The sequence below is a fragment of the Propioniciclava sp. genome (assembly GCF_047602245.1).
Lineage (GTDB): Bacteria > Actinomycetota > Actinomycetes > Propionibacteriales > Propionibacteriaceae > Propioniciclava.
The window spans coordinates 3,339,662-3,352,975 of the sequence record NZ_JASGHT010000001.1 but is presented as its reverse complement, the minus strand read 5'-3'; the positions used below and the strand labels follow the sequence as shown (position 1 = coordinate 3,352,975).

The 13,314-nt window shown below is 68.2% G+C and carries 10 protein-coding genes; 5 read left to right on the top strand and 5 right to left on the bottom strand.

Annotated elements, in window-relative coordinates; all coding sequences use genetic code 11:
- The first annotated feature begins 8 nt into the window (after nucleotides 1–8).
- Nucleotides 9–368, top strand: coding sequence for a hypothetical protein (locus tag QM708_RS15845; RefSeq protein WP_415110747.1), 360 nt, complete (start codon nucleotides 9–11; stop codon nucleotides 366–368).
- A gap of 7 nt (nucleotides 369–375) precedes the next feature.
- Here the strand turns inward: QM708_RS15845 and QM708_RS15840 are convergent, their stop codons facing one another.
- Nucleotides 376–591 carry a hypothetical protein gene (locus QM708_RS15840; protein ID WP_415110744.1) on the bottom strand — a complete coding sequence of 72 codons (216 nt, stop codon included), beginning with the start codon at nucleotides 589–591 and terminating at the stop codon, nucleotides 376–378.
- A gap of 246 nt (nucleotides 592–837) precedes the next feature.
- Here QM708_RS15840 and QM708_RS15835 point away from each other — a divergent pair, with 246 nt between their 5' ends.
- Nucleotides 838–1,347: a DUF1003 domain-containing protein gene (locus tag QM708_RS15835; RefSeq protein WP_415110741.1), complete on the top strand. Its 510-nt coding sequence runs from the start codon at nucleotides 838–840 to the stop codon at nucleotides 1,345–1,347.
- Between the two features lie 292 nt (nucleotides 1,348–1,639).
- Here QM708_RS15835 and QM708_RS15830 read toward each other — a convergent pair whose 3' ends face one another.
- From QM708_RS15830 to QM708_RS15820, 3 genes are all read right to left on the bottom strand, one after another.
- Entirely contained in the window at nucleotides 1,640–2,440 is an 801-nt protein-coding gene (locus QM708_RS15830) for an HAD hydrolase family protein (protein ID WP_415110738.1), read from the bottom strand.
- Between the two features lie 50 nt (nucleotides 2,441–2,490).
- The gene (locus tag QM708_RS15825) at nucleotides 2,491–3,291 is read right to left on the bottom strand and encodes an HAD-IIB family hydrolase (RefSeq protein ID WP_415110735.1); all 801 of its coding nucleotides are present in this window, start codon (nucleotides 3,289–3,291) and stop codon (nucleotides 2,491–2,493) included.
- A gap of 157 nt (nucleotides 3,292–3,448) precedes the next feature.
- Nucleotides 3,449–8,194, bottom strand: coding sequence for an NAD-glutamate dehydrogenase (locus QM708_RS15820; RefSeq protein WP_415110732.1), 4,746 nt, complete (start codon nucleotides 8,192–8,194; stop codon nucleotides 3,449–3,451).
- 110 nt (nucleotides 8,195–8,304) lie between these two features.
- Between QM708_RS15820 and QM708_RS15815 the strand changes: the two genes are divergently transcribed.
- From QM708_RS15815 to QM708_RS15805, 3 genes are all read left to right on the top strand, one after another.
- On the top strand, nucleotides 8,305–8,775 hold the full coding sequence (locus tag QM708_RS15815) for a DUF2505 domain-containing protein (protein ID WP_415110730.1): 471 nt from the start codon (nucleotides 8,305–8,307) through the stop codon (nucleotides 8,773–8,775).
- Between the two features lie 129 nt (nucleotides 8,776–8,904).
- Nucleotides 8,905–9,243, top strand: coding sequence for a PadR family transcriptional regulator (locus tag QM708_RS15810; RefSeq protein WP_415110727.1), 339 nt, complete (start codon nucleotides 8,905–8,907; stop codon nucleotides 9,241–9,243).
- Entirely contained in the window at nucleotides 9,240–10,175 is a 936-nt protein-coding gene (locus tag QM708_RS15805) for an HAAS signaling domain-containing protein (RefSeq protein ID WP_415110725.1), read from the top strand. Before QM708_RS15810 ends, QM708_RS15805 begins: the two co-directional genes overlap by 4 nt.
- A gap of 276 nt (nucleotides 10,176–10,451) precedes the next feature.
- Here the strand turns inward: QM708_RS15805 and QM708_RS15800 are convergent, their stop codons facing one another.
- The gene (locus QM708_RS15800; protein ID WP_415110723.1) at nucleotides 10,452–13,265 is read right to left on the bottom strand and encodes a cation-translocating P-type ATPase; all 2,814 of its coding nucleotides are present in this window, start codon (nucleotides 13,263–13,265) and stop codon (nucleotides 10,452–10,454) included.
- Nucleotides 13,266–13,314: the final 49 nt, after the last annotated feature.

Genomic DNA, 13,314 nt, shown 5'->3' with positions numbered 1-13,314 from the left:
AGTAGTCCATGAAAGCGGACGCCGCAACGACCTGGGTAGGCCTCGCCGCCGTCGCCGTCCTCGCGGGCGTGTTGACGTCCTGTTCGAGCGTGGCCGGCCCTCGTCCGTCCGAGTCGGCCCCCTGCGCCGAGACGCGCGGCATCGCGGTCGACTATGTGGAGGGCGCGCCGGGAGCCGCGAGCGCGATCGAGGCCGCCGATGGTTTCGTGGACGCGAAGGGACTGGCCCGAACACCGGACGCCTCGTGGGTGGTCCGCGATCAGGCGGACTCGTTCCAGGTGCTCGAATCCGGGTCACTCACCGTCCGCGTCGGGCATTCGGACGCCGGCTGGCTCGTCTCCGAAGCCCGGGAGTGCCTGCGGCGGTGAGGCCGGGTCATTCCTGCGCCCGGCCACGCACCCATCGCCAGATCGCGATCCCGATCGCGGCGATCCAGAGGAACCCGGTGACCTCGTCGGTGCCGGGCGGGATCGCATCGAGCCCCACGACCGGCCGGATCACGGCGATCAGGTAGGACAGCACCGACGCAGCCAGCAACATCACGGTCAACTCGATCACGAACCGCACAGCGGGCTTCCATTGCTCAGGCATCGGCGCGTCCGTTCTGGTGGAGTGATGTCGGGCCAACATGGTTGCATCCATGCTGCGACAACGAACGATACCCGGCGACGGCCCGCATGGCCGATCTGGCCGCCCGGGGTGCGTTCTCACCGGGACGCCGGGGGCGCCTCGACCGGCGGCCTGTGGGTGACCGACTTGGCCCCTGCGAGCGTTCGGACGACGTCAGGATCCCGGTGTTAGGCTCGGGCGTCATGCCCGGCCCCGGAGGGAGGCGCCATGAAGACACGACCGGTCGGCTCGCTGAACACTCCAGGACGGCGGTCGTCGTGGTGGCCCAGGCTCAAGGTCTCCGACGACGCGTTCGGCTCGTTCGCGGAGGCGTCCGCGCGGTTCATGGGCACAGCCCAGTTTCTGGTCTGGATGTCGCTGTTCGTCGCCGGCTGGATCATCGTCAACACCGTGGCACCCGGTTTCTTCCATGACGATTTCCCGTTTCAGTTACTGACGTTGATCCTGTCGATCCAGGCGTCGTATGCGGCACCGCTGATCCTGCTGGCCCAGAACCGTCAGGAGGCACGCGACCGGGTCGGACTCACGCGTGACCGGGAGACCGCCGCCCAAACACGCGCCGACATGGACTTTCTCGCCCGCGAGATCGCATCGCTGCGCATGCGGATCAACAGCTTCCCCACCCGCGACTTCGTCCGCGCCGAGTTGCGCGCGTTGCTGGCGGAGTTGGAGCGCTCTGACAGCCCGGCGGCGTCCAACCGCGGGCCGGAACTGTGACTGCGGGATGAAAACATCAGGTGCCAGGAAGCACCATGCTGTGGCCGCAGAAGCGCCGTCAATGTGGAGACGTGGCGAGTAGACGCACCACGATTTTGCATTGATGACACGGACATCGTCCGTGACGAACCAGTTGGACCCGCCAAGTCCCGGTGCGCGGGACCGGCCTGCGCACCCCATGTCCTCACCGTTGCCTACGAGGTGAACCGTTGCCTACGAAATTCCGTGCGCAACGGTTCACATCGTGCGCGTGAGCGATCATCAGTCCCGGGGCACCATCCGGATCGATGAACTAGATCAGACCCAACTCGGCGAAGCCCTGCGCGATGCCGTTCGAGGACGGTCCCGGAATGACGTATTGGGCGACGGCCAGCACGTCGTCCGGTGCTCCTTCGACGGCGACGCCGATGCCTGCGTAGTCGATCATCTCCAGGTCGTTCATGCCGTCGCCGATGCCGATGATGTCGGCACGGTCGAGACCGAGGTGCTTCTCCACGATCGCGATGCCGGACGCTTTGGTGATGCCCTTCAGGTACAGCTCGCCGCCGTAGACGCTCCCGCCCATGACGGAGTTGGGAACCACGCCGATGTCCGGGCCGAGCTGCTCCACCAGAGTGGCCACCTCGATCGGAGAGTGCATCACCGTCGCCTTGCTGAACGGACCGACGTCCTCGCTCGTGTTCACCTCGGTCACCACAAGGTCCACGATCCCGTCGCTGTGCACGTGCTCGAAGAAGCCGCTCAGCCGCTCCTTCGAGGCGGGGGTGGTGGACAGAGCGTCCGGCGCCTCCAAGGTGAAGGTCGCATCGTTCTCGATCAGCAGCGAGGCGGTCTTCCGCGCCAGCTCAAGCGGATAGCGGACATCCGCGAGCACCTCGCCATCGATCTCGACGTACCCGCCCGCCGCGCAGACAATTCCGTCGAAGAAGCAGTCCAGGAAGAACGGCGGCATCAGCGCCCGCGGACGCCCGGTGCAGAGGAAGACGCGGTGTCCGGCTCGTCGAGCCTGGCGCACCGCGTCCACGTGGGCGGGCGGAACCTGTCCGCGCGCCGAGAAAGTTCCGTCAAAGTCAATGAAAACGCTTCTAGCCATCAGTTCAAAGACGCTACCAGACCTGAGGACGCCCGTCCCCAGCAGAGTCCCTAGGTCAGGCCGAGTTCCGTGAAGGCGTGCACGAGACCGTCGCTCGCAGGACCGGGAATGATGTGGTGGGCCGTCGCCAGCACCTCCTCGGGCCCGCCTTCGACGACCACCGAGGTGGCGGCGTAGTTGAGCATCGCCAGGTCGTTCACGTCGTCGCCGATGCCGATGAAGTCGGCGCGGTCGAGTCCGAGGTGCTTCTCGATGGCCGCCATCCCGATCGCCTTGTCGACGTCCGACAGATGCAGGTCGCCGCTGTAACCCCCGCCGCCGAAGACAGCGAGGGAGACCGCGGCGATCTCGGGACCGAGCAGGTCGGCGATGTCGGTCAATGCCACGGGTGAGGCCATCACGGCGGCGACGGCGAACGAGCAGTGGCCGAGGCTTTCGGGCAGCGGATCCACGCGCAGGTTCTCGACGCCGGTGGCTTTCATCAGGTCGTACAGGCTGCGCAACCGTTCCAGGGCAGCGGGCGTGGTGTAGATCCGGTCCGGCGCTTCCAGAATGAAGGTCGCATCGTGCTCCATCAGGACCGACGCGGTCGTGGCGGCGAGTTCCGCCGGGAAGCGGACGTCGGTGAGCACATCTCCGTCGACCTCGACGTACGCGCCGGAGGCGCAGATCATCCCGTCGAAGTGGTCGGTCCGGAAGCGATCCGGGATCAGGACCTTGGGGCGTCCGGTGCAGAGGAAGACGCGATGACCCGCCTGCCTCGCTTGGCGCACCGCCTCGAGGTGGGCGGCGGGAACGACAGCGTGATAGGCGAGCGTGCCGTCGAAGTCGATGAATACGGTCTTGGCCATGGCGCAAGGTAGCAACACGACCGTCGCGCAAACAGGGGCACGACTACGCGGGGTACTCGACCTCGCAGCGGGGTGACTCGTCCGAAACCATCCGAGCGAGTCACCCCGCATTGCCGAACTCAGCAAACTCACTGACCCCGACCAGCGAGCGTCCAGGTCACACCAGCAGCGTCCTGATGGTGCGCAAGGCCACGGACATGCGGGCCAAGGTGGATTCCTCGGAGGTGATCTCCGCCAACTCGGCCGCTTCGCGGTCGATGCCACCCACCGCGTCCACCCAGGCGTCCACCACCGCGACGGGATCGGACGACTCGGGTGAGGCGTCCAAGGCCGCGCGGGTCAGGCCCGATTGCAGGTTCTGCACGTCGTCGCGCAGGGCGGCGCGTGCCATCGTGTCCCACCGGTCGGAACGGTCGAGCTCGATGACTCGCTCGTTGACCCGGTCAAGCCCCAGACGCAGAATGATCGTCTGGTAGACGGCCTGCACCAATTCGAGCGAACGCCCGCTCCGCAGGGTGATGTCCACGATGCCCAGCGCTTGGTGTGCCCATCGCGAGCGCGCGGCCAGGTGTGCCAAGTCTTCCGCCACGCCAGCTGAACGGAGTTCACCGTAGTCGGCATCGATCTGCTGACGCTGGTGCGGGGTGGCGACGTCATCGAACCGTTCCAGCACCTGGGCGACCGGCTCGGTGAACGCCGCCGCCTCACCCTTGATGTCGAGCACGCCGCGCCGATTGTGCAACAGCCAGCGCGCGGCCCGTTCGATCAGCTGCTGCAGCCGGACGCGGGCACGCAGCTCGTGCCGTGACGCCAACCCCATGCCGGGCAAAGCGAGCTCGTGGCGGGCCACCTGGAAGATGGTGCGCGCCGCCAGCTGGGCCCGGATCACCTCGTTGACATCCGAGGAGGTCTCGCTGGCGAGCCGGCTGTAGGCGGTGATCCCTTGCGAGTTCACGAACCGGTTGACGGTGACCATGGTGACGATCTCCCGCTTCAGCGGGTGGGTGGCCATCGCGTCGGCGTACCGTTCCCGCAGTGCGCGCGGGAAGTAGGTGACCAGCCGGTCGGCCAGGTAGGCGTCGTCGGGCAGCGAGGACGCGGTGACGATCTGCTCCAGGTAGATCTTGGTCCAGGCCAGCAAGGAGGCCAGCTCGGGCCGGGTGAGCCGCTCCCCCGCCGCGATCCGGTGCTGCATCTGCTCGCGGGTGGGCAGGCCTTCCAGTTCGCGGCTGAGCGCGCCGGCGTCCTCCAACTGCCGCATCCACACCTCATAGGCCGAGGTGAGCGGCTGGCGTTGCGCCTGCTCGATCGACAGGGCGAGGTTCTGGTCGACGTTGTGCACCAGCACCAGTCCGGCGACCTCGTCGGTCATGGACGCCAGCAGCGCGGCCCGGTCCTCGGCGCCGAGGCGTCCGGACGCGACGTCGCCCGACAGCAGCACCTTGATGTTCACCTCGTGGTCGGAGGTGTCCACCCCGGCGGAATTGTCGATGAAGTCGGTGTTGATCCGTCCGCCACCGCAGGCGTATTCGATGCGCCCGGCCTGGGTCCAGCCCAGGTTGCCGCCCTCACCGGCGACCCGCGCGCGCACGTCGCGGCCGTCCACGCGCAGCCCGTCGTTGGCCTTGTCGCCCACTTCGGCATGGGTTTCGGTGGACGCCTTCACGTACGTCCCGATGCCGCCGTTCCACAGCAGGTCGACCGGCGCGGTCAGCATGGCCCGGATCATCTCGGTGGGGGTGAGCGCGGTGACGTGCTCGGGAATGCCCAGCCGGGCACGCACCTGCGGGGTGATGTGGATCGCCTTCGCGGTGCGCGGGTATACCCCGCCGCCCTCGCTGATCAGGTGCGGGTCGTAGTCGGCCCACGTCGAACGGGGCAGGTCGAACAGGCGTTGCCGCTCGGCCAGGGACGCCGCGGCGTCCGGGTCGGGATCGAGGAAGATGTGCAGGTGGTTGAAGGCGCCCACCAGCCGGGTGTGCGGGCTGAGCAGCATGCCGTTGCCGAACACGTCGCCGCTCATATCGCCGATGCCGACGCAAGTGAAGTCCTCGTTCTGGCAGTCGACGCCAAGCTCGTAGAAGTGCCGCTTGACCGACTCCCAGGCGCCGCGGGCGGTGATGCCCATGCCTTTGTGGTCGTAGCCGACCGAGCCGCCCGAAGCGAAGGCGTCCCCGAGCCAGAACCCGCGTTCGACCGAGATCGCGTTGGCGATGTCGGAGAAGGACGCGGTGCCCTTGTCGGCGGCCACCACCAGGTAGGTGTCGTCGCCATCGTGGCGCACCACGTCCGGCGGCGGTACCACCACGCCGTCGACCAGGTTGTCGGTGAGGCTGAGCAGGGAGGCGATGAAGATCTTGTAGCAGGCGATCCCCTCGGCCATCCAGGCGCCACGATCGACGCGCGGGTCGGGCAGGTTCTGCGGGACGAAGCCGCCCTTGGCGCCCACCGGCACGATGACGGTGTTCTTCACCATCTGCGCCTTGACCAGGCCGAGCACCTCGGTGCGGAAATCTTCGCGCCGGTCCGACCAGCGCAATCCGCCGCGGGCGACGGCGCCGTAGCGCATGTGAACCCCCTGGACGCGGGGGCTGTAGACGAAGATCTCGTGCGCCGGGCGCGGCTCGGGCAGCAGGTCGAGCTGGGCCGGGGCGATCTTGAAGGCGAGCGCGGGCTGGTCGTCGGCGAACGCATTGGTGCGCTGGATGGCGCGCAGCACCGCGACGAACATGCGCAGGATGCGGTCCTGGTCGAGGCTCTCGATGGCGTCCAGCGCATCCAGGATCTCGGCGATCTCGTCCTCGCATCCCTCGCGCCGGTCGTCGGCCGACCCTTCGCGCGCCGGGTCGAAGCGGGTCTCGAACGCCGACACGAGCGCTCCGGCGATGACCGGGTTGGCGTTCAGCGCGGCCGCGACATACGGCTGGCTGTACGGAATGCCCGCCTGCTGCAGGTAGCGGGCCATGCCGCGCAGCCAGGTGACCTGCTGCCAGGTCAGGCCCGCGCGCATCACCAGACGGTTCAGCGCGCCGGGGTGGCAACGGCCGGTGTAGGACGCCTCGAAGGCCCGGCTGAACCGGGTGCGGTCGGCCAGGGTCCAGTCGGCCAGCGTCTGCCCCTCGGGCAGCTTGAACCCGAAGTCATACAGCCACACCGGCGTACCGCGCAGATCCCACAGATAGGGACGCTCGTCGATCACCTGCAGGCCGAAAGAATCCAGGTGCGGTAGCACCCGCGACACCGTCATCGCGCCCCGGGTGATCACCTTGAAGCGCAGATCCGAGGAATCCTCGCGATCATCCGGCTTGTACAGCGCGAACCGCAGGTCGGCGTCCGTGGCCAACTCGTTGGCCAACCTGAGGTCGGAGACCGCCTGCTTGGCGGTGTGCGCGGCCTCGTAGGCCTCGCCGAACTCGACGCCGCGCGCCTCGGCGGGCAGCTCGGCCGCGGCGTCGTTGAAGTCGTCGATCCAGCTGCGGGTCGCGGTGGCGACCGCGGACTCCAGCGCCTTCAGGTCGGGTGCGCCGTCGAGCTTGCCCTTCTCCCACTTGACCAGGAAGATCAGCCGGGCCAGCGGCGATTCGGTAACGGACGCCTGGAACTCGACCGAGCTGCCGCCCAGGCGGCGCAACAGCAGTTCCTGCACACGCTCGCGCACGTCGGTGCGGTACCGGTCGCGCGGGAGTAGCAGCAGGCAGGTCCAGAAGCGTCCATAGCGCCCAGGACGGACGAATAGCCGCGTCCGCCGGCTCTCCTCGACCCCGACCATCGACGCGATGTCGGCAGCGAGCTCGACCGGATCGGTCTGGAACAGCAGGTCGTGCGGCAAGCTCTCCAAGGTGCGCAGCGCGGTCTGCGCCGAGTAGCCCGAGGTGCCCAGGCCGATCATCGACGACACCTTGCGTACTCGTTCGCGCAGCCATGGGATCCGCGACAGCGGCTCGGTGAACGCGCGCGGCGCGAACAGGCCGAGGAAGCGGTGCTCGCCGCTGATCCGGCCGTCGGGGCCGAAGGTGCGCACCCCGATGTAGTCGAGGAAGGCGGAGCGGAAGATCATCGAGCGGCGCGAATCCCGCGTGACCACGATCAATTCGCGATCATCGCTGCCCGGTCGCCGCGCATGGAATTCACCCGGTGAGGGCTCGCGCAGGATCCCCAGCCCGCTGCCCTCGACGGGCACGAACGTATCGCCGTCGGCCCGATAGGCGCGGTAGCCGAAGAACTCGAAACGCTCCTCAGCCAGCCAGCCGAGCAGGTCGGCGACTTCGCGCACCTCCTCGACCTCGAAACCGGGCGACCCGAACACCAGCTGGCCACGCACGGTGGCCACCCGGCCGAGCATGTCGGGCAGGTCTTCGTGAGCGGCCCGGGAGGCCTCCAACGCCGCCAGCAGCGCCGCACGGAGCTTCGGGCCCACCTCGGACGCCGCACTCCCCAGCGGAGGATAGGCCGCGATGCTGACCCAGGACTCCTCAATCGAGCCCAGCTCGTGCTCGGCCATCGCCGTCAGGACGCCGTCGGCATCGCGGCGAACCGACAGGATCGGATGCCGCAGCCCACGGATCGTCCAGCCCTCATCGGCGAGGATCATCGTGCACGTCGCGACGATGAACGGACGGTCGTCGGTGACGATCTGCACCAGCGTCGAACCGCCGGCTCCCCACCCGTCCGTCTCCGGGCGGGGCGTGCTCACCCGGACGAGCTCTTCACCCGTCATCCGCCGGCGTCCCACCTCGAGATGGGCCTCCATGACGCGGGCGGTGGTCTCCGGATCCTCGTCCGGGCCGTCCGCCGGCTCGTACCGTAAATACTCCGCCGCGAACAGCTCTCCGTCCGCGAAATCTGCCAGCTTGGAAACGAGGGGAATGATCTTCTTGCGCCCGCGGGGGCTGCCGGTCTCCATGAAGAGTGTGCTCCTTTGCATCACACGGATCATTCAATCCTAGCCCTGATCCGCGCGGAATGCTCCCTGCCGTCTTGCCCTGCGCGCGGTCGGCGCGCTAGGCAAGGGGCATGCATCTGACCAGCCGCCACGAACTGCCCGCCGATCCGGACGCCGCCTTCACCATGCTGACCAACGAGGCGTTCCTCAGCCAGGCCGCGCGGGCCTCCGGGGCGCGGAACATTCACGCCCTCGCGTCCGCCACCCGGACCGCGGTCGAGGCCACCGTCGACTCCCCCGCCGCCGTGCGCGCGTTCATCGGCACCGAGCTGACCTTCACCCAGACCATCACCTGGGGGCCGCGCGAGGCTGACGGTGCACGCACCGGCAACGTCACCATCGACATCAAAGGCGCCCCGGCCTCGCTGGGCGGAACCGTGCGGCTGGCGCCGACGGCGTCGGGCAGTTCGCTGGACTGGGACGGCGAGTTCACCGTGTCGGTGCCCTTCGTGGGTCCCTCGGTCGAACGCGCCGCCGCCCCGATGATCGAGGAATCACTGGATGTGATCGGCTCCCAGGCCCGGGTGTGGTTGACGCGCTGATCAGCGCGCACGCCCCCAGGCCATCGGCATCGGCAACCAGCCACCGACCCTTTACGAGTACCCCCTCTCCCGGAGGCGCGCAGGTTAGTCTTGTTTTACAAGTCTTGCTATACACGATAACTTCGAGGCGTGGTCATCGACGCCGAGCGGATCGCCACGAACATCCGCAAGGGAGTGCTGGAGTACTGCGTCCTCGCGCTCGTGTCCCGGGGCGACAGGTACGGTCTCCAACTCGCCGACGAGTTGGTCGCGCGCGGCCTCACCGCGAGCGAAGGCAGCCTTTATCCGCTACTGGCGCGCATGCGTGAGGCGGGCAGCGTCGACACGCGCTGGGAGTCCGCGGACTCGGGCCGCCCTCGTCGCTACTACGCCATCACCGACCACGGACGCGCACAGCTGCGCACCTTCGCCGACGTCTGGTCGGCGCTTGCGCCACAGGTCGGCGCACTACTCGAGGAGGAATCATGATCGCCGTCGACAAGTACCTGACGGACCTAGAGGCGGCTCTGGCGGGGCTTCGTCCCGCCGCGCGGGAGGCGATAGTCGACGGCGTCCGTAGTCATATCGCCGATGCCCTCGAGGACGGCCGCGCCGTAGATTCCATCCTCGCCGCGCTCGGCACGCCCGAGGCCGTTGCGCGCAACGCCCGCGAAGAACTCGGCGCCGCCGCAGGACAGGCCGCCGGACGTGATGCGGCTGAGCGCGCGCAGCGGATGCTGCACTGGGCTGCCCTCGGCCTGGCGGTGGTCACGGCGGTGCTGATGGTCCGACTGGCGGTGCCGATGCATTCGGGAATCGCAACCAACACAGGGCTGGAGTACCGCCTCCTCAGCACGCTGGGCATTGCCAGCGGGCTGCTCCCGCTCATCCCCGCCGCGTTCACGCTGCTCCCGCTGATGCTCCCTGGGCGGTGGCGTCATGCCGCAGGTTGGGTCGCTGCCGTTCTCATCACCATGTTCTCGCTGCTCGGTGAATTCATGGACGGACTGTTCACACTACCGCTGGCTCTGCTGTTGTGGGCAGCAATGATCGTGCCCGGCTGGATCCGCCGCGGGGGAGGAGGCCTCTGGGCCCACATCTGGCGCACCGTGGGCGCTGCGGCTATCGCCCTCCCGGCGATCCTCGTCACGGGCGCCTCACTCGGCGGAACCTTCGGGCCGATGAAACCGCTCTCCTGGGCCATGACGGCGGCCGTGCTGCTGGTCGCGCTCCTCTTCGGCACACGGCGTCCGTACCTTGACGCCATCGTCGCCACGCTCGGCGCGGGGCTGATGATCGGGGCGATGTGGCCCGGCGGATTCCTGATGCTGGGTGGCTGGTTGGCCGGCGGCCTCTGGGTGGTGGCAGGCCTCGTCGGCATCGCCACCCGGCCAGCGAGGTCCATCGCCAGCGGTTGGTGAACAGGTGGTCGAGGAATCCCTGGATCTGATCGGCTCCCAGGCCCGGATCTGTCTGACCCGGTAGCCTCGCCGAGGTTCCGCAGGGTTGGGCCAAGATGTTGTCGTTTTCAGGGCGTTGATCAGCGCCAGACCCCGCTCGGGCTGAGAAGTTGTCGTTATCAGGCCAAGGATCGAGCCCATAACGACAACTTCTTAGCCAACACCGGCTCAGGCGGAAACGCCAGCCTTCAGAACGACTAAATCTTGGTCCTTAGCGGATAGGACGATCGTCTTGGGTCAGGCGCGGGCGCGGCGGGCCAGTTTCATGATCTCCTCGAAGACCAGTACCGCGACGCCGGCGCCGATGGCGAGGGCCCAGTGCGCGGGGGTGATCGAGGTGGTGCCGAAGGCGTGCTGGAGCGCCGGGACGTTCACCACGAGCACTTGCGCGATCGTGGCGGCGGCCAGCGAGATCCATAGCCAGCGGTTGGTGAACAGGTGGTCGAAGGCGCTGGCCAGGTCGGAGCGGCTGTTCAGGGCGTTGAACATCTGCATGAACACCAGGGCGGTGAACATGGTGGTGCGGCCCACCTCTAACTGCTGATCGACCGGTGCCAGGTGCTCCATGCCACTGAGCAGTCCGCCGGGCAGGGTGAGGTCGTAGACGATCAGGCTGAGCACCCCCATCACCAGGCCGATGCCAATGATCCGGCTCCACATGTGCCGGTCGATGATCCGCTCGTCCGTGCCACGGGGTTTGCGGGCCATCACGTCGTCGATCTGCGGGTCGACGCCCATCGCCAGCGCGGGACCGGAGTCGGTGACCAGATTGATCCACAGGATCTGGGTGGCGAGCAACGGCACCACCGCGGCCCCAGGATCAGCCGGGTCAGAAAGCCCGATCACGCCGGCGAGCACCACGCCGAAGAAGACGGTGGCCACCTCGCCCATGTTCGAGCTGAGCAGGTAGCGGATGAACTTCTTGATGTTGTCGAAGATCACCCGGCCGCGCTGGACGGCCGCGACGATGGTCGCATAGTTGTCGTCGCCGAGGATCATCTCCCCGGCCTCTTTGGTCACCTCGGTGCCGGTGATCCCCATCGCGATGCCGATGTCGGCCGATTTCAGCGCGGGCGCGTCGTTGACGCCGTCGCCGGTCATCGCGACGATCAGCCGGTTGGCCTGCAGCGCGTCCACGATGCGCAGCTTGTGCTCGGGCGACACCCGGGCGAACACCCGGGTCTGGCGCACCACCTCGGACAACTGCCGGTCGTCCATCGACTCCAGTTCGTGGCCGGTCACGGCGTGGGTGTCGTCGCCGTCTTCGATGATGCCGAGGTCGGACGCGATCCGCGCGGCGGTCACCGGGTGGTCGCCGGTGATCATCACGGTCTTGATGCCGGCGCGGTGGGCGTCCGCGATCGCCTCGGCGGCCTCCTGGCGCGGCGGGTCGATGATGCCGACGATACCCACGAAGATCAGGTCGCGTTCGGCGCTCTGGTCGAACTCCTCCCGATCGTCCGGACGCGCCGCCCGCCAGGCGACGCCGAGGGTCCGGTAGCCCTGCTCACTGAGCTCGACCACGACGCGCTCCCACTCCTCGCGGCGCGCCTGGGTGAGCGGCGAGGACGCGTCACCGATCTGCTCGGCGACGCAGCGCTCCAGCAGCACATCCGGCGCACCCTTGGCCAAGACCAGCACCTCACCGCCGGCCGGTGCGGCGAGCACCGACATCATCTTGCGTTCCGAATCGAACGGCGCCTCGCCGCGCCGGTCGAGTTCGCCGACCGCGGTGACGACGCCGTCCAGTTTGGGCGCGGCCACCAGGAACGCGGCCTCGGTAGGGTCGCCCTGGATCTGCCACTGCTCCCCGACCCGGTGCAATTGCGCATTGCTGGCCGCCGATCCGGCGGTCAGCACCAGGCGGGCCTCCGCCAGCACCACCGGCCCGTCGCCGTCCACCACCCGCACCCGGCCGACCGGCTCATAGCCGGTGCCCGACACCTCGACGCGCCCGGACGCGGTGACGATCTCGCGCAGCGTCATCTCGTTCTTGGTCAGCGTGCCGGTCTTGTCGGAGCAGATCACCGACACCGAGCCGAGGGTTTCCACCGACTCCAGGTTCTTCATCACCGCGTTGCGCCGGGCCATCGCCTGCACACCGATCGCCAGCACCAGCGACAGGATCGCGGGCAGCCCCTCCGGCACGGCGGCGACGGCGAGCGAGACGCCCATCAGTAGGATCTCGACGCCCTCCTGAGCCGAATCCACCCCGTTGACGACGGCCACGACCGCCATCACGCCGATCGCGATCAGGATCACCAGAATGCCCAGCGCTCGCGAGATCTTCGCGATCTCCACCTGCAACGGCGACGGGTCGCGTTCGGTCTCATCGAGCAGGGTGGCGATCTTGCCGACCTCGGTGTTCATCCCGGTGCCGGTCACCACGGCCCGCCCGACGCCGCGGGCGACGGCGGTGCCTTTGAAAACCATATTGGTCCGGTCGCCCAGTTGGGCCTCGGCGGCCAGGGTCGCCGGGTTCTTGGCGACGGCCTCCGATTCACCGGTCAGCGACGCCTCCTGCACGCGCAGGGACGCCGCGCTGACCAGGCGGGCGTCCGCACCGACGGCGTCCCCTTCGGCCAGCACCAGCACATCGCCGGGCACGATCTCGGAGGAGGCGACGTCGGTCAGGCGTCCGTCGCGCAGCACGGTGGCGTGCGAGGCGGTCATGTCGGCGAGGGCAGCGACGGCGTCCGCTGCCTTGTTCTCCTGGACGAAACCGATCACCGCGTTGGCGAGCACGATCACCAAGATCACCACGGCGTCCACCGGCACCGAGTGGGCGCCCTCCAGCACCCAGGCGGCCACCGAGATCACGATGGCGACCAGCAGCAGGTAGACCAGCGGATCGGCGAACTGGCGCAGGAACCGGCGCCAGGCGGGCTCGCCCTCGACGGAACGCAACTCGTTGCTGCCGTAGCGTTCCAGCCGCGCGGCGGCATCGGCGGCGCTGAGGCCGTGCTCGATATCGACGCCGACATCGAGTGCGACCTGCTCAGCCACGAGGACGGACGGATCGGGATTCTGGACGACGAGCGGTGCGGTCACCGAGCATCACCCTTTCGAGGCCGGGGTTCCACGCTACCGGCATCCGGGC

Bases quoted from the DNA above. Each gene is read 5' to 3' on its own strand.
- QM708_RS15825 (WP_415110735.1), bottom strand. From the start codon at position 3,291: ATGGCCAAGACCGTATTCATCGACTTCGACGGCACGCTCGCCTATCAC.
- QM708_RS15830 (WP_415110738.1), bottom strand. From the start codon at position 2,440: ATGGCTAGAAGCGTTTTCATTGACTTTGACGGAACTTTCTCGGCGCGC.
- QM708_RS15845 (WP_415110747.1), top strand. From the start codon at position 9: ATGAAAGCGGACGCCGCAACGACCTGGGTAGGCCTCGCCGCCGTCGCC.
- QM708_RS15815 (WP_415110730.1), top strand. From the start codon at position 8,305: ATGCATCTGACCAGCCGCCACGAACTGCCCGCCGATCCGGACGCCGCC.
- QM708_RS15820 (WP_415110732.1), bottom strand. From the start codon at position 8,194: ATGGAGACCGGCAGCCCCCGCGGGCGCAAGAAGATCATTCCCCTCGTT.
- QM708_RS15805 (WP_415110725.1), top strand. From the start codon at position 9,240: ATGATCGCCGTCGACAAGTACCTGACGGACCTAGAGGCGGCTCTGGCG.
- QM708_RS15835 (WP_415110741.1), top strand. From the start codon at position 838: ATGAAGACACGACCGGTCGGCTCGCTGAACACTCCAGGACGGCGGTCG.
- QM708_RS15840 (WP_415110744.1), bottom strand. From the start codon at position 591: ATGCCTGAGCAATGGAAGCCCGCTGTGCGGTTCGTGATCGAGTTGACC.